Genomic DNA, 15087 nt, shown 5'->3' with positions numbered 1-15087 from the left:
CTTACGATGGGCTAACGGACCCTAACGTCGTTATTTGCCCATCAAGCAGCTTCTGGAACATGTAACGGACTCAGGTGCCGCTATTTCCTCCCAAACAGTGGATTTCACACAAGATTTCTGCTCATACCGTCTCTGGAGTCCGTTATTTTCTGCTACGGTCGGTTGTTAGGAAATAACGTATCTGAGGTCCGTTACCAGATGGAGCAAGAAGCAAATACTGATTTAGAGATAGGTACATAAATCAAAGGTTTAATTATGGATTTTCTCAAAACAACTACTTTCTCAACAGTCTAAGCCATTCCAGTTATTACAACGCCCTATAGCGTGAAGTTGAGTTTTTCGGGAGCACTTGGCACCTGAAGGAGTGGAATCCTTATGGACCAAGGGATCACTTTGACCATAAGCACAAGAAATTCACCGTATAAACATCGGAGCCACTTGCGAGAGATTACGTTGTGTTTTTTATGCGTCCTATATAGGAATTAAATAGAGCACTACACTCTTCAATGTAAAAAATATTTGACACGAAGTGAAGTTAACTATATTTTATGTATATAATTCTTTACATCATGTTAAATAAAACATACACATAGGAGATGACTCATGACGTATCACCCCAAAAAAGCAATCGTATCCATCCTCACCTCCCTTCTTGTCTTCCTCTATCTTTTTATCGATATCCAGGGGACGAGTTCTGCAGGAGTCGAATCTCTGCCACAGCTTTGGGGAGCCTTCTTTTTGAAATGGATCGTAATCGAGGTTTTAGCGAAGATGGTGATTCTGATTGTTTTCAATATTTTGAACAGATTAACTACACGAGAGGCAGAGCCTTCCTTTGCCGATGAACGGGATCGAATGATTGAGTTGAAAGCGGTCAGAAACTTTGCTTTATGTTTTCCTTTGGTTTTTTTGCCGCCATGGGCGCACTAGCGATTCATCAACCTCTCTCGGTTATGTTTAATATCCTGGCAGTGGACGTCTTCCTTTCCGGACTTGTCTTGAATCTGTCCTACATCTTCTATTATCAGAGAGGATTTTGAAATGAAGAAAAACTTGGTCAAGAATAATATACGGCAATTACGATTTATGAATCATGAGATGACTCAGCAACAATTGGCCGATCGGGTCGGCGTGACAAGGCAAACCATCGTTGCTATTGAAAAGGAGAAGTACTCCCCTTCGCTCGAATTGGCGTTTCTGATTGCTCAAGTGTTTGAGCTGCCGCTGGAAGAGATTTTTTCTTTTCATCCACAAGGAACTGACAGTAGCCAAGCAACATCACCAGAGAAAGAAGGGATATAGTATATGAAGGCTGCGATATGTACGAAATACGGAACACCGGATGTTATACAGATTAAAGAAGTCAAAGCACCATCTGTTCAAGACGACCAGGTATTAATAAAAGTACAGGCAACGACTGTAACTTCTGGTGACTGTGTCTTGCGTAACAGCAAGATGCTGGTTATGAGGCTCCTCTTCGGTCTCACGAAACCAAGAAAAGATATTCTAGGAAGTGAGTTGTCCGGAACCATCGAGGCTATCGGTAAGAACGTGACCAAATTCAGGAAAGGTGAGTCCATTATCGCCTATACCGGGATGAAGGTTGGCGCTCATGCAGAATATATCGTCCTCTCCGAGAATGCAGTACTCACGACAAAACCGCAAAACATGACGTTTGAGGAGGGTGCAGCTATTGCTTTTGGGGGAACGACGGCCCTGCACTTTCTCCGCAAAGGAAATATTCATAAAGGTCAAAACGTGCTGATCTTTGGCGCTTCTGGAGCCGTGGGCACTTCCGCCATTCAGTTGGCAAAGCACTTTGGAGCTAACGTTACCGCTGTATGCAGCAGCCGTAATTTTGAACTGGTGAAGTTACTCGGAGCAGATCATGTCATTGACTATACCCAAGAGGATTTTTCGAAAAAAGAGCGTCGTTATGACCTTATCTTTGATGCTGTCGGCAAAAGCTCAAAGTCGAGTAGCAAACAAGCATTGACGCCAAACGGCAAATACATTTCGGTAGCTGGCGGTCTGGCCAAAGAAAATCTTGAGGACTTAGTCCTCCTCACAAAACTTGTAGAAGCCGGAGAATTGAAAGCGGTCATCGATCGATGCTACTCCTTCGAACAGATTTCTCAGGCTCATGTTTACGTTGAAAAGGGACATAAAAGAGGGAATGTAGTTATTACTATGTAGCCATCAGACTGATGAAGTGTGGAGTAATGAAGCCGCTGTGAGCCTGTGATAGTTCAAAGAGGAAGTTGTGAAGAACGTCAAATGTTGTAGAGAATCACAGCGGATTATTAATCTGCCCTTCACGCCAAAGAGTCCCGCTTTACCAGTTCATCTACTTGCTTTGTTTGCTTTTCGCTCATGAAATACAACCTTCATCGTATTCATTCTTATCGAGGTCGATCGTATCAAGTCATGATGCTCTCGTACACCGCAAGTTTTGACCAGAGCATTATCTTTGGGGATAGCTCCCACGATCTCTTTAACTCTAAAGCTAACAGACATGTCTATTTCCAACTACTAAAGGAACATATAAATTCGTAGACTGTTCTTTTAAACAGAAACTACCCTCTCAGGCATCCACAGAGAGGGTAGTTTCTGACCTAACTTAATAGTTTGTACCATCATGGAACCGGATAATCTTACACATAAACTCGGCCGGATTCAATATTCCCCACGTCCATATTTTTTACGTTACTTTAGGCATTCGGGTTTATTTCAAACATCCCGTCTGAACCCATCCGATTGTTTATGAAATTTGCTCACCAGCAAAAAGCTTACCAACAGAATAAGAATGACAACGGATAAAAACAAATTGTCTTTCGGATTTCCTTGGTTAACGATAATGAAACGGATGCTTGCGGTTATGCCGATATATAATAAATACCGAATGGGAAAGTGATAATTTTCCTTAAAATATTTGACGACAATTGAAATAAAAGCAAAGAAAAAGAAAAAATCCAAAATTTCTTGTAAAATGTCATGTACATTTGAAGTAGGATAAATCGCGAATACAAAGATCCGACTCAGATGACGGATCATAAAAATGGTTAACAAAAATCCGAAAATAATCAATGATCCGTTCAAAATGATCTGGAAACCTTTAATGATAAAGGTGTTTAATCTCATAGCATGAACTCCTTCACGTGTAAGTCCGTCATCAGTGTTCACATGATGTTACGGCAGTAAACAACTTCGCCGAGAATAACCGTGCCCCCTTGATCGGGGCTTGCTTCATCAATGCCGGAAGACACGCTGCCCAGCAGCTTTTTGGTAAGCTCAGGGTCCATTTCGGATAAAACCCTTGCTGTACTCATAAGATTGTTGATCAGAGGGCAATTGAACACGCATCCCCTCCAGAACTTTTGTGGAACAGGAACGAACAAGCTTTCCATCCGCTTCCACAATGCAAGTATCGCAAGTCTAAATAGGATCAACTTATGGGATTTAACATATTTGAGGATGGACGATCCCATATCAGTAAATGGCCTCCAATATGGTTGAACCGGTTTCGACCTCCACTAATTTTCATTTAGCTTGATTTTTACTGTCTGTTCACTCAGGGTATGACCCCTTCAAATTTCATGGCACAAAAAACTCCACCATAAGACACATTCTCTTATGGTAGAGTAGTAATCAAGCATTCTCCATAAATCCGCCATTATATTAAGACATTAACGGCAAACAGATACACTGCCAGCACATCCAAATAGACTTTATATAACTTCAGGTATCAATTGGGATTTCAAGAAGATTACCTCTGTAAAACTGTAGAGATAACCTTCTTTCCTTAAAAATTAGAAACTTGAATTTACACCAATGAACTTATTTATTTTTATTTGTCTGATAACTTTGATGGGAGACTTTATTTTTGTCTACAAAATATATTCATCTCTTATTGGTGTATTATTCATTAAATTCGCAATTTTTATTTTAATCTCACTTCTTTTCATTATATTTTTTGTTTCTTCAGGGTCTATTCCACGAGTACGACGTCACAGGAACGACCCATGTTTATCAAAACTCCCCATATAACACCCCTTTATACAGAAAAACCACCATTTTGTTAAGATCATGTGATCTTACAAAATGGTGGTTAGTTATTAGCACATACGTACCATAGGCCAATCCGCCATAAACTAAATTTGAAATTTTTGCCGACAACAAGTACTATCATCGTCGAATACAATCCGAAGCAATTTACTTACCAAGTTGTGACACGCAGTTAGTAATTAGCACCATGTACCATTGACTAATCCACGATTCAATCCTACAGTTTATCTATTGGTTTGTCAAATACAAATATTGAAATAGCTTCATCTTCCTCTACATTAATATCTGCATATAGTTTTAATAATTTTGCACCAACTAATTCTTCCAGACCTGAAGGTCGTATTTTTTTATATAATTGCTTAATCATCTGTGTCCTAGCTTGCCATATCATTGTGTGCCCTTCCTCAGTTTGAGCAATAAACTTTTCTACTGGACTGAGGCTTCCAATCATATGAGCAATAGCCCAAGTACCACTAAATGATACTTTTATTTTCTCAGGACCTTTTCCAATATGCTGTTTACGATAGGCCCGAACCAAGTTAGCAAATTGTTGTTCGATTTGATGAATATTTGTAGACATATGCAAATCTTCTTTCTTATTAACTTAACTTTCGCAGTTCAAATCGCCAAACAAACCCTTGATATAGCGCCTTTGATGTCTTTGGCATTCGATGGGGCCAGGCTTTCAAAAACTTCGGGAAAAGGATTCCATCCGGCGTTTGTAGACTGTTCAAACAGGGAATGTTATTGTAACATAAAGTTACCTTTTTTGTTTGGCTGGCATGGTTGATTCGACACTTCCATGACACCAAACAAGCGAGGTGTTTTTTTGTCAATACGAGTAAAAAAATTGAATCCCCTTACACCCTCAAGGGTTTACGCCGATTTTTTAGGTGCGAAAGTTGAGTTATTAATTTAATCTTTGGAAATTATTATAGCACCTTCTTAATATTTATCAAATTAAACCGAATCGCTTATTACTTGAAGTCGATGCACTCATGGGAACAACCGAAGGAAGGCTATTACTTTCAATTCTACAAAACAGCGGAGCGCTCTTAAAATGTGGCAGTAGCTTGTATTTTGTTACGAATTAACCACTTGCTCTTCTTCGATGAAAAAAATCTTCTTGGCCATAAAAGTTGATTTGATTTCTTTAAGAACATGTTTCATGTAGTATACCCCTCATCCTCATTTAAAAACCGCCCGATACTCGAATCATAATATCTTGCTCTAAGAGAGTACAGCCCGCTCTCCTCATCATACACCTCACCAGTGTATTTAAACGGGTTGGAAGTCTTCTCCTTTTGACTGGTAATATTTCCTCATACATCGTAGGCATACTCATTCACGAGTTTTCCACATTGGTTTGCACTTTATCTAAACGCTGCTTGTTATACTGGAAATTCACATTGAACGCCAAGAAATTATCACCAACTCCATTGATAAATTCTGTTCTTTGCGTCTGAAATGGTTTTCAACCTTTAGTTTATTTATGGTGTGGTTCGATTCATATCTGATTTCTGAATTTGATTCCCTCAAATTAAAATAACAGCACTAATTTTGAGAAAGAACCACAAAAAAAGGTTTATAAAACAGACCCGTCGGATCCATCTTATAAACCTGCTGTCTTACTTATTTCTTAACGATGTAATCGACAAAACCCTGGCGAATACGTTCGCCCTCAAAGATTCTCTCTAAGATACGATCTTCTTTGAACAAGACTTCCATATTACCGAATAAGGGATCTGCTTCCGAAGCTGTGTAGTAGGAATGAATAACCGGCTGATCGTCATCAAACTGTTCATACTGATGGTCCCCAAGGTGAGGGCCTTCCCCGCAACGAAAATCATTAACGGTTAAGAAGTTGACGAACATGATTCCTCCCGGCTTCAGGGTCCGGATCATTTCTTGCAGGGACTGCGAAACCTCTGCTTTTCTCATATGAAAGATGGAATTATAGGAGTACACGAAGCTGAAGGATTCATCGGCAAAAGGTAAGTTCCGCATATCCCCACGCTCAATGTTCAGTTGAAGCCCTCTTTCCTGTTCGTAAGCCTGAGCTTGTGCTATAGCTACAGGATCAAATTCAATGCCGCGGGTAGTGTATCCATGTTGGGCAAACAACCCTAAAGAAGGGCTGTCTCCTCCCGCACCACAATCTAGCACCGTACGTTCCAGTCCTGTTTCATTGCAATAGCTAAGATAACGGTATAGCGGGACGTGCTTGAAGATTTCGTTCATAACAAATGCTCCTCTTCCAGACCCAGCTTCGCGTACAACTCTGTACAATACCCCTGCAGGGTCTTCTCCAGTCTGCTAGCTTTATTCTTGAAACGTTTCAGCTCACGCAGCATTTGAGATCTTCCCGCCGGGGTGAAAGTCTCCTGAATGCGCTCCTTGAAATAATCGTGGACGATATGATTGCGCTGTTTCCAGACCTCTTGCAATTGTGCCGTTTCTTCTTCGGAGAACGGAAAGTGATGCTGGATTTCTTTGATGAGTTGGCCGAGTGAGTTGCTGAGTTTGCGCTGGTACAGATCCGTAAGATCAGCTTCCGTGGGCGTCTTTCCTTGCGAAAGCTTGGTCAGCAAAAGCAGATTCGTGAGCTGCTGTTCCAGCGCCTGGCAATAGTAGACTGCCAAGCCGAAATAGGCAAACAGTTCCTTCGATTGTTCACTCTCCGGTATTCTGGTATCCTTCATCGTTCCTCCCGTTCATTAATCTTTGGATTTTAAATACATCTCTGATCATTAGATAGAGCCATTAATTTTTATTCATATCTCTCTTGCCCGCTATGTAGCTATAGAATCCGATCAATAATGCTGTATAGATGAATATGTGAAGGAAAGGGATCAGCATATCCACCCCAGGAATCTGGTCAGCATTCATCATTGCATCCATGACGGAAGACACTGGTGGGAGTAGCAGCCGCAGGTAGGTCAAAGAACCTGGCAATAACTCCGTAATCTTCGTACCTCCAATGGATACTATAATTACACCAAGTAATATTCCGGTAGCATGGCTGGCTTTCTTGATCATGGACGACTGCAGGAATAGTGAGATCGCAATCCCCAACATGCCAAGCAGCGCATGACCGACTAAAGCAAGCATGATCCGGTATAGTCCTGCTTTTTCATCAAAGCGTCCTGTCACCAGCGGATATACAACGATTAGCAGGTCCAGCAGCAAAATCAGTACCCCAAGTGTGAGGAGAGATCCCATGTTGTATTTTCTAATACTGCGTAAATGAACGGTCGTCAGTTGTCTCTGTACCGGATGTTCGTGGTTCAGAAAGCTCAGACCCAGCCAGGCACAGCCGGTAAACAGGATCACGGCCGTAGCCGCGTAGCTGTTCATAACTGGATTGGGTGTATAGGAATACAACACCAGAACCGCAATAATGATGCTTGCAAAAGGGGCAAAATAACGCTGGGAAAGAGTATAACTGCGCAGCATGTACACAACAAGCGAGGTCATGACCGTTCGCCCCCTTCTGGGGTTTTAGGATTCATCCACTGCACTAAATCTGCCCAGCCATCGCGTAGTTCCACAGATACAATAGATCCTCCCCGCTCCAGCACAAGTCGCAAAAAGTTATCGGATACTGCAGCATCAACACACAGTCCCAGACAGGGCTGGTCAGGTAATTCAGTCACGGCTTGCATGGAAAGAAACCCCGGCTGTTCCCGCCAATCAAGAAGCTCTTCTTCCTGTAAATGCTTGAATACAATGTATGTTGAGGGACGTGCGGACAACTCGTCCATTCCCTGCCATGTTCGTACAGTACGTCCAGCCTGCAGAATATGCAGTTGGTCAGCAAGAGCCTCCACCCATTGCGGCTCATGAACAGAGAAGATCACAGCCGTCCCCTTCTTCTTCCGCTCACGCAACAGCTGAACAAGCGTATTCTGCGCCGAAAGGTCCAGACCGGACATTGGTTCATCCAGAAGCAGCAACTCTGGCTCTACAAGCAAGCTTTGAATCAGATTTATTTTCTGCAACATCCCTTTAGAAAAGTTAATCATCGGCTGCCCCTGAAAAGGTACCAGCTGAAACAGCTCCAGTAATTCTGCCATGCGTACTTCAATCTCACCGGCAGATAACCCGCGTATTTTCCCCATACTGCGTAAATACTGCTCCGGTGTAAACTTAAGCCCTGGAAACGCCTCGGGCGCATAACCGATCAGCAGGTCAGTTTTCCTGTGGATGACTCCCGATGTAACCTGAACCAGACCTGCGAGAATGGACAACAGCGTACTTTTACCAGAACCATTTCGGCCGATCAGGGCAGTAATCGTCCCAGGACGTATATTCATCGACACTTCTTGGAGCACCAGGCGTCCGGCATAACTTTTGCTCACAGCTTCAAGTTCGGTACAGGTGGCCTCGGCTGGACTTTCAGCGATACCGTTTCCTGTTCTAATTCCTATAGAATCATTCATGGCCCACACTCCCTTACTCCCTCCTTGTAATTCGCCGGACGGATTCCTTTTTCCTCTTAATGAATCTAATTTTTGGAGAGAAAACGAAATAAAACCAGACCCAAGTTATCACTAACCTAAGGTCTGGTTTTAATATTGTAAAAGATTCAGGGCAGCTTCTTAAGCATACACCTCAACGGTTTCGCTAATTATACGGCAGGCTTCTGCACATTCCCGGCAAGCCTGGATGCAACTCCGGCAATGCCTATGTAGATGCTTGCTGCTCTCATTGGCACAGGCTTCGCAAATTTCTGCGCACAGGCGCAGAATCTGAACCACAAATGGACTTTGACGCGTCATGGCCTGGATGGCAAAGGAGCAAATATCCGCACATTCCCGATCTAGCCGAATACTCTCACGAAGCTCCTCCAGGCGGTACTCTTTCAGGCTTGAGACATAGCTGTAATTACAGGCGTTCATGGTTCTGATACAAGCATCAATGCACTCCTGATACTGAATTCGGGTCATAGCCTTAACCTCCTGCGATTGTTTATAGGGGATGAATCAATTTCATAAATCCATAAGTGATATCGTACCTATTCGGATTGAAATCCGCATTATGAAATTGATTCGGTATGCCTATCTATTAACCTGCAAGAAAAGCAACGAACCAGACCTTGTGGCCCTTCACAGACAGTTACAAGCTCCGTCTAATTGCATTTGGCCGTACGAGCAGGCGTTTCTCCAGTCGCAGCAGCTGATTGCGCAGCTCACCTGACGAGAAATGTTCACCAATAAATACCGCCACGTTAGAGACATCTCCTTGCGGCGTGATTTTCATGTAATCTGCTTCTCTGTAGGCATATTGGAACAGGTATCGGCTAGAGGTATCATTGAACTCCACAATTCCCTTAGCCCGATAGACATCCCGCGGTAAATCTTTGATAAATTGCTCGAATTCTTCACTGTTCACCGGATTTTTGAAATAATGGGTGTAAGCCATGACATGATCATGCAGCGCATGGGTGGACCCCGATGCAGTATGATCGCTCTCTGTATCACCTTCGTGTAAGGTGTCATCCTCTTCGGATACCTCTGTTAAATCCTCGGCTTCAAGACGAATGCCTCCGGCCTGACTGAGCACTTCCTCAGACTCCAGCTCACAGCGAACCGCCGGCATTATTGCCGCGTATGCATTCCATTTTCGCAGAACAGTCAGAACTTCCTCCTTCTCTTCTTCCGTCACCCGATCCGTCTTGTTCAAAATAAGTATCGAAGCACAGCGAATCTGCTCCTGCATAAGACGATAGGTTGCCCCTTGCTGGGCGCGGTGCAGCTCCAGAAGATGTCCGGCATCCACAACGGTGATCAGGCTCTTCAGCTCTACCTTCAGATACAACGAGGTTTCAGTCACCCCGTCAACGATCTCCAGCGGATTGGCCGCCCCGGTTGCTTCAATCACGACAACATCTGGCGATTCCTTCTTGATCAGCGTCGCCAGTTCAGTGCTAAGATCGCCACGGATTGAGCAGCAGATACAGCCGCCAAGTAATTCAGCCATGGGCACGGACTGTTCCACCAGGAGACCATCCAGATTCACCTCTCCCAGTTCATTCATCACAACGGCCGGGCGTAAGCCCTGGCCTTTCCAGTGATCCAAGAGACGCTGCAATAACGTTGTTTTACCGCTCCCCAAAAAGCCTGACAATATATACACAGGTATGGCCTGTTCCATGTTTCATCTCTCCCTGAAAAATTCGTTATGGTAGCGAGTGTACTACAACAAGTCATATCCATGCAAGCCAGTCCGATGCTGTTCACGCTTAGCGAAAGTTTAGGCAAAACCCTTTTCAACCAAGATAACCGCTCAGAAAGCTTCGGTATTGGGGTGACATTCACCTAATTTACAGCCTACAAGACAATAGACCAAGCAGGCTTTTGTTATGTGCGTATAATACGATAAGTCCAATGAAGAGGAGCTGAATTGAAATGACTTTTTGCCCCAACTGTCCAGAACAAACTGTAACTGACCCGCCGTCTTTCGTGTATGAAGATTACTATCACCCACAGGTGGTCAATGTCATTCATCCCGTAGAAGTCATCAGACGTCATCACTGTGTGCCGATTCCAAAACACTGCTACTCTTATTCCGTTAAAGATGTAATGTGCACAGTATCCAGCGTTCGTAGCCGCAAAAAAAGATAATCCGATACGTTCCAGGCGCTGACCAGCCTTTGGTCAGCCCTGAAGGCTGAGTTCACCGCCGCGCAAAAAAAGGAGGTCCCCTTAAAGCCATGAATATGGCCGGGTCCTCCTTTCCCAGTTCAGTCAGCAGTTACATACGGATGTAGCAACCGCTCATATTCTCCATACCACTTCTTCCATTCCTCATCGCGAGACTGTAATGGATTCTCCTCCAGCAAGGATACAATGACCTCCAGGCACACATGCCATCCCGCAAGGTCTTTGGGGGTATGACCTGTAACTTTGCCTAGCTTCTCAATCAATACCAGATGGCAGCCGCCCGTCTCAGGGGACAGCTCAAAGCGCACAAGATCAGCGCCCCAGGTGAATTCCAACACTGCATATCGTGTAAAATCGGTGATCTCCATCGATATACATGAGCCGTTCTGCATGTCGAACATGAGACTCCCACCCTTACGAAGGTCTTTCACTCGCAGTTCAGGGAACCATTGGGGCAGCTTGTCATTCTCTGTCAACCAAGACCATACTTCCTCTGCGGAAAAAGGCCAATGCCTGTCAAAACGAGCGGTATACCCTACCTCTGTTTTTTCAATGGAAGCTATCACTTTTATCCTCCTTGGTACAATGAGTGATACGAAATTACTTTCCAGCATTCTCGTATCTTCCGAATTATAATCATATAATCCCCGGCTTCGAGCTACTGGTCATAATAGCTTTTACTTCGCAATAGGATGGGACTCTATTTTTCAATACACGCTGTACTAATCTATTCTACTATCAAAAATCCTGTAAGAACAGTCTCCGCTACTCCTCATTCTTACCCAATCCGATTAAACGTCTCAGGAAGAAAGCATACGTGCCTAGGCGAAATGGGGACAGTTGCATGAACTTCTCCGTGGTCTTTAATGATGTATCTTCCGGTTAAAAGTCGTTCTCATCGTCCCGCTTGCCCCGAAACGGTGTTCAAGAGGACCACGATCTGATTGGCTCCTGTCCGCTTCAGGACAAAAAATCCGTGCTCAGCGGCAGTCGCGATCCCTTCGTCATTCGGTCGGCAATATCCATGTGTAACACAGGTTCCATCATCCCGAACTCGAATTTGTCCAACTAATCCTACTGCTACCCATTCCGGCCGTTTTAGGCGGGGAAAATATTCCTTATTGGCGTCCCAAGCAGGGTTCAGGAGTGGCTGCATTTCCTTGCGCTCAGGAATCAGCACTTGTCCATCATTGTCCTGATTAGCTGGCAGAGTCACTTCATGGTACTGTTTGCGCCCCCACTCATCGGTCACATATTTGTTCTGCCAGCGCAGTCCTGCACTGTTGCTCACAAAGCTGGGAGTAGCACTTGTAATCCCAATAATAAAATTATCAGCAGATGTAGCCCTACGGATCCGGTCCTCTTCCTGAACGGTGACAAAGTAACCAACATCTAATGGCAGGCCATCGGCGGTCTCGAACATTTCGGCATAGTCAGCACCCGGACTCAAATACATACCGTCAATGAACATATCGAAGGTGGAGCCGCTCCATTTGGCCCCCAATCCTCTAATCGTACTGGAGGTACCGTTACCGATAAACCAGGAGTACGCTTCATCCGCGTCACCAAAGCGCCCCATAATATGAGACGCAGCAAACGTAGCAATGTTCCCCTGGCCTTCGGCGTGGGAGGCTTCACCACTGGAGATATTGTCCTCACCTTCCGCATGGGCGTAGGGCCCGTCGGCTAGGTTACCAATACCTTCGGCGTGTGAAAATAGACCGTCGGCCAATGTATATGCACCTTCAGCGTGAGCAGAAGACCCGCTAGCTTGGGTATGGAAGCCTTCGGCATGAGAAGCAGTTCCACTGGCAATGGTGTTCTGCCCCTCAGCGTGCGATCCCACATGGCCGCTGGCGATGCTGTTCAGCCCTTCCGCATGGGACGGTGAGCCAATCGCTACCGTGCTTTGTCCCTCAGCGTGGGAAAAATCTCCGATCGCTCGGGGACCCGGCGAACCAGTTATACTAATTGTGCCTCCCTCCGCATGAGCAGCGAACCCAAGGGCGATGCTCCCCACACCCTCGGCATGACTGCTAGCTCCGCTCGCCAGATTCGGAGAGGGCGTATACTGCGGATCTAGGCCTCCGCCTTCCACATGGGCAGCCCTGCCGCTGGCCGTATTCCCTTCCCCTTCAGCGTGTGAAAATAATCCGGAAGCCGTCGTTAGTGTTCCTTCGGCATGTGAGGCCACGCCGCTGGCAATGGTCGATGATCCCTCCGCATGAGCCGTGTCTGCAGTAGCCTGACTCTGAAAACCTTCCGCATGGGAAGCACTGCCGCTAGCTGTGGTTGTATTTCCTTCGGCATGCGCTGTATCTGCACTGGCCAACGTCTGGTATCCCTCTGCATGAGAGGCGCTCCCGCTTGAGGTCGTACTGCTACCTTCGGCATGAGCTGCGTTAAACGTGGCATTGGTCTGGTAGCCTTCCACATGCGATGCAATGCCACTGGAAGTTGTATCGATTCCCTCTACTGTAGAGTATTGCTCAGTCTCATTCTGGTTGTATTCATTTGCCATGCCACCTATCACCCCAGAAAATATATTAATTGTACATAGCTATAATATTCGGGTTAGATAGGACAGCAATGGCTATTAAACTACGAGCTTCGCCTGTTTTCTGTCAAGATGACTGAAAGAATTATAGGCCGCAAGCATATAATAGCACGCCACAGTAGAAACTCTTGCTCACCCAGCCAAGATTCATACCAAAAAGCAGACGCATCATCCTTAGTGAATGACACGCCTGCCTAAAACCACATTTCCCATCAGCTTCGTGATGTTGGTGTGGGTCCGTAGTAGATCTGATTGCCATTTTGCAGCTTTTTAAGATGCTGTGGCGGCTCTTCCTTCGACAGATTCAAACGTTCCAACAGTCCGGTAAACAAAGCCTTAATTTTTTCAGAATATTTAGCCTTCTCCTTACCCATCGATGTATAGACAAGTGAGGCATTGTATTTGCTATAAATCTCTGTCTTTGTCGTTGGTGTTTCAGCAATATCATTGCTCCCATACCAAGCCGGAATTCGCTGCTTCCGCTCATTCAAGTCTGAGAATACATGCAGCGTAATATTCTGAGAGGGCTGTCCGGCGATCAGATACTGGTAGCTGACATTTCCCCTGCTATCTTCAGCAAACATCTCGTGCGTCAAATTAATCCCTTCTCCAGCAAATGAGCGGCGCATTTCACCCAGAAAACGCCCGTTAAGCCCTTTTCCCTGTGACTGTGCGCGCTGCACCCCGTCCTCATAAGCTTTCATGCTGTACTTGTCCGCTTCCTTGCGGATCTGATGCCCGCTGCAGCCTGCCAGCACAGCTGTCAAACCAAACACAGCAGCCAGCACTTGAAGCCATTGTCGCTTCATCCCGCCACCCTTTCCTGAAAAAATCGTAATGCTACACCTGTCAGTTGTAGCATGGCTTGGTGGGGTGAGAAATATGCGGTTCGCGAACAATCTCCATCACATTTTTAATGTGGATAATTAAAGTAAGTATTATAAGCTCTCTTGAAATCTTTAGTGTGAGTTCGTCCAACAGTATAAGACTCTCCATTCGACATTAGTACGAAATTTGAATTGAACTGTCGAATATGCTCCATATTTACAATAATGGAACGATGAATAGGAATAAACGGGAATGTTAATTGATTGGCATACTCCAAAAGGGTTCCTGAAATTAAATGAGTTTCCTGTTCTGTAATTACGTTAAGTTTATTTTGAACAAGCGAGTGCTTTATTTTAAGAATTGCAATAATATCAGAATTTCGCAGTACGATTTGTTTACTTTCAGTTTTAAGCATTAAAGCTGGATGAATACACAAGAGGATATATTTGCAAAGTTTGATCATCTTAGTTTCAAATAAAGCATAGGTGACGGGTTTCAAAAAATATTGACAGGCTAAAACCTCTAAACTTTCTCTCATATAACCTTCATGATCTGCCAGAAATATGATATGTACGTTCCGATCCGGTATTCTACGAATGATGTTAGCAACATCGATTCCGGACACATCCTTCATCTCTATATCAATAATGAGGATATCAAATAAATATTCCTGACGCTCTTTATAGGTCTGTATTAACTCCTCTCCTCCAAGAAAACTGGTTATCTTGAATGTAAATGAAGTGTTGTATGAAAGTTGATCAAGATATGCTGTAAACAGTGAATGAATCTCCGTTTCTTCACTACAAATAGCCAGATGGAACAATATAATATTCCTCCTTTTTTATCTTAAAATAGTAATATATAGATGTTTGAATATCTTTTTATGTTTTTCGCATATAATTTAACATTTTTAATCCATTATTGCTATAATTATTGGTAACAGATAACACTTCATTTATATTTGTGATTATA

At 44.2% G+C, this 15087-nt stretch carries 16 protein-coding genes and 2 pseudogenes; 3 read left to right on the top strand and 15 right to left on the bottom strand.

Features of this window, described 5'->3' with window-relative positions; translation table 11 throughout:
- The first annotated feature begins 603 nt into the window (after positions 1-603).
- The 3 genes from ACFORK_RS06990 to ACFORK_RS06980 all read left to right on the top strand — a co-directional run bounded on the left by ACFORK_RS06990 (position 604) and on the right by ACFORK_RS06980 (position 2196).
- Complete coding sequence (locus tag ACFORK_RS06990; protein WP_379196990.1) at positions 604-930, top strand: hypothetical protein; 327 nt, start codon at positions 604-606, stop codon at positions 928-930.
- Positions 931-1041: 111 nt separating this feature from the next.
- Positions 1042-1302 (top strand): helix-turn-helix transcriptional regulator, encoded by a 261-nt coding sequence (locus ACFORK_RS06985; RefSeq protein ID WP_379196988.1) that lies wholly within the window; start codon positions 1042-1044, stop codon positions 1300-1302.
- A 3-nt stretch (positions 1303-1305) separates the two neighbouring features.
- The gene (locus ACFORK_RS06980; RefSeq protein WP_379196986.1) at positions 1306-2196 is read left to right on the top strand and encodes an NAD(P)-dependent alcohol dehydrogenase; all 891 of its coding nucleotides are present in this window, start codon (positions 1306-1308) and stop codon (positions 2194-2196) included.
- A 534-nt stretch (positions 2197-2730) separates the two neighbouring features.
- Here ACFORK_RS06980 and ACFORK_RS06975 read toward each other — a convergent pair.
- From ACFORK_RS06975 to ACFORK_RS06905, 15 genes and pseudogenes are all read right to left on the bottom strand, one after another.
- Complete coding sequence (locus ACFORK_RS06975) at positions 2731-3141, bottom strand: phosphate-starvation-inducible protein PsiE (protein WP_379196984.1); 411 nt, start codon at positions 3139-3141, stop codon at positions 2731-2733.
- A gap of 98 nt (positions 3142-3239) precedes the next feature.
- Positions 3240-3344: pseudogene (locus ACFORK_RS06970) on the bottom strand (helical membrane plugin domain-containing protein); the annotation flags it as partial.
- 19 nt (positions 3345-3363) lie between these two features.
- Positions 3364-3420 (bottom strand): annotated as a pseudogene (locus ACFORK_RS06965) (hypothetical protein); the annotation flags it as partial.
- An 862-nt stretch (positions 3421-4282) separates the two neighbouring features.
- Positions 4283-4645: a Na-translocating system protein MpsC family protein gene (locus ACFORK_RS06960; protein WP_379196982.1), complete on the bottom strand. Its 363-nt coding sequence runs from the start codon at positions 4643-4645 to the stop codon at positions 4283-4285.
- A gap of 586 nt (positions 4646-5231) precedes the next feature.
- A complete protein-coding gene (locus ACFORK_RS06955; protein WP_379197164.1) occupies positions 5232-5381 on the bottom strand; it encodes an RHS repeat-associated core domain-containing protein in 150 nt (49 codons plus the stop codon).
- Between the two features lie 316 nt (positions 5382-5697).
- Positions 5698-6306 (bottom strand): class I SAM-dependent methyltransferase, encoded by a 609-nt coding sequence (locus ACFORK_RS06950; protein ID WP_379196980.1) that lies wholly within the window; start codon positions 6304-6306, stop codon positions 5698-5700.
- Complete coding sequence (locus ACFORK_RS06945; RefSeq protein WP_379196978.1) at positions 6303-6767, bottom strand: hypothetical protein; 465 nt, start codon at positions 6765-6767, stop codon at positions 6303-6305. The genes ACFORK_RS06950 and ACFORK_RS06945 overlap by 4 nt, the downstream gene beginning before the upstream one ends.
- Before the next feature lie 61 nt (positions 6768-6828).
- The gene (locus ACFORK_RS06940) at positions 6829-7542 is read right to left on the bottom strand and encodes a hypothetical protein (protein ID WP_379196976.1); all 714 of its coding nucleotides are present in this window, start codon (positions 7540-7542) and stop codon (positions 6829-6831) included.
- Positions 7539-8507: an ATP-binding cassette domain-containing protein gene (locus ACFORK_RS06935; RefSeq protein ID WP_379196974.1), complete on the bottom strand. Its 969-nt coding sequence runs from the start codon at positions 8505-8507 to the stop codon at positions 7539-7541. Before ACFORK_RS06935 ends, ACFORK_RS06940 begins: the two co-directional genes overlap by 4 nt.
- Before the next feature lie 159 nt (positions 8508-8666).
- A complete protein-coding gene (locus ACFORK_RS06930; RefSeq protein WP_379196972.1) occupies positions 8667-9014 on the bottom strand; it encodes a four-helix bundle copper-binding protein in 348 nt (115 codons plus the stop codon).
- 169 nt (positions 9015-9183) lie between these two features.
- Entirely contained in the window at positions 9184-10221 is a 1038-nt protein-coding gene (locus ACFORK_RS06925) for a CobW family GTP-binding protein (protein WP_379196970.1), read from the bottom strand.
- A gap of 589 nt (positions 10222-10810) precedes the next feature.
- Positions 10811-11296, bottom strand: coding sequence for an SRPBCC family protein (locus ACFORK_RS06920; protein ID WP_379196968.1), 486 nt, complete (start codon positions 11294-11296; stop codon positions 10811-10813).
- 329 nt (positions 11297-11625) lie between these two features.
- Complete coding sequence (locus ACFORK_RS06915) at positions 11626-13251, bottom strand: peptidase G2 autoproteolytic cleavage domain-containing protein (RefSeq protein ID WP_379196966.1); 1626 nt, start codon at positions 13249-13251, stop codon at positions 11626-11628.
- A gap of 248 nt (positions 13252-13499) precedes the next feature.
- Positions 13500-14096 (bottom strand): hypothetical protein, encoded by a 597-nt coding sequence (locus tag ACFORK_RS06910; RefSeq protein WP_379196964.1) that lies wholly within the window; start codon positions 14094-14096, stop codon positions 13500-13502.
- Positions 14097-14200: 104 nt separating this feature from the next.
- Positions 14201-14938 carry a LytR/AlgR family response regulator transcription factor gene (locus ACFORK_RS06905; RefSeq protein ID WP_379196962.1) on the bottom strand — a complete coding sequence of 246 codons (738 nt, stop codon included), beginning with the start codon at positions 14936-14938 and terminating at the stop codon, positions 14201-14203.
- Positions 14939-15087 lie beyond the last annotated feature (149 nt).

It is taken from the genome of Paenibacillus sp. GCM10012306 (genome assembly GCF_042649265.1).
Lineage (GTDB): Bacteria > Bacillota > Bacilli > Paenibacillales > Paenibacillaceae > Paenibacillus_AQ.
Note: the sequence above shows the minus strand (reverse complement) of the source record. Positions and strands in the feature narration are given on the sequence as shown.

Coding starts and splice junctions, on each gene's coding strand:
- ACFORK_RS06990 (WP_379196990.1), top strand. CDS start 604: ATGACGTATCACCCCAAAAAAGCAATCGTATCCATCCTCACCTCCCTT.
- ACFORK_RS06985 (WP_379196988.1), top strand. CDS start 1,042: ATGAAGAAAAACTTGGTCAAGAATAATATACGGCAATTACGATTTATG.
- ACFORK_RS06980 (WP_379196986.1), top strand. CDS start 1,306: ATGAAGGCTGCGATATGTACGAAATACGGAACACCGGATGTTATACAG.
- ACFORK_RS06975 (WP_379196984.1), bottom strand. CDS start 3,141: ATGAGATTAAACACCTTTATCATTAAAGGTTTCCAGATCATTTTGAAC.
- ACFORK_RS06960 (WP_379196982.1), bottom strand. CDS start 4,645: ATGTCTACAAATATTCATCAAATCGAACAACAATTTGCTAACTTGGTT.
- ACFORK_RS06950 (WP_379196980.1), bottom strand. CDS start 6,306: ATGAACGAAATCTTCAAGCACGTCCCGCTATACCGTTATCTTAGCTAT.
- ACFORK_RS06945 (WP_379196978.1), bottom strand. CDS start 6,767: ATGAAGGATACCAGAATACCGGAGAGTGAACAATCGAAGGAACTGTTT.
- ACFORK_RS06940 (WP_379196976.1), bottom strand. CDS start 7,542: ATGACCTCGCTTGTTGTGTACATGCTGCGCAGTTATACTCTTTCCCAG.
- ACFORK_RS06935 (WP_379196974.1), bottom strand. CDS start 8,507: ATGAATGATTCTATAGGAATTAGAACAGGAAACGGTATCGCTGAAAGT.
- ACFORK_RS06930 (WP_379196972.1), bottom strand. CDS start 9,014: ATGACCCGAATTCAGTATCAGGAGTGCATTGATGCTTGTATCAGAACC.
- ACFORK_RS06925 (WP_379196970.1), bottom strand. CDS start 10,221: ATGGAACAGGCCATACCTGTGTATATATTGTCAGGCTTTTTGGGGAGC.
- ACFORK_RS06915 (WP_379196966.1), bottom strand. CDS start 13,251: ATGGCAAATGAATACAACCAGAATGAGACTGAGCAATACTCTACAGTA.
- ACFORK_RS06910 (WP_379196964.1), bottom strand. CDS start 14,096: ATGAAGCGACAATGGCTTCAAGTGCTGGCTGCTGTGTTTGGTTTGACA.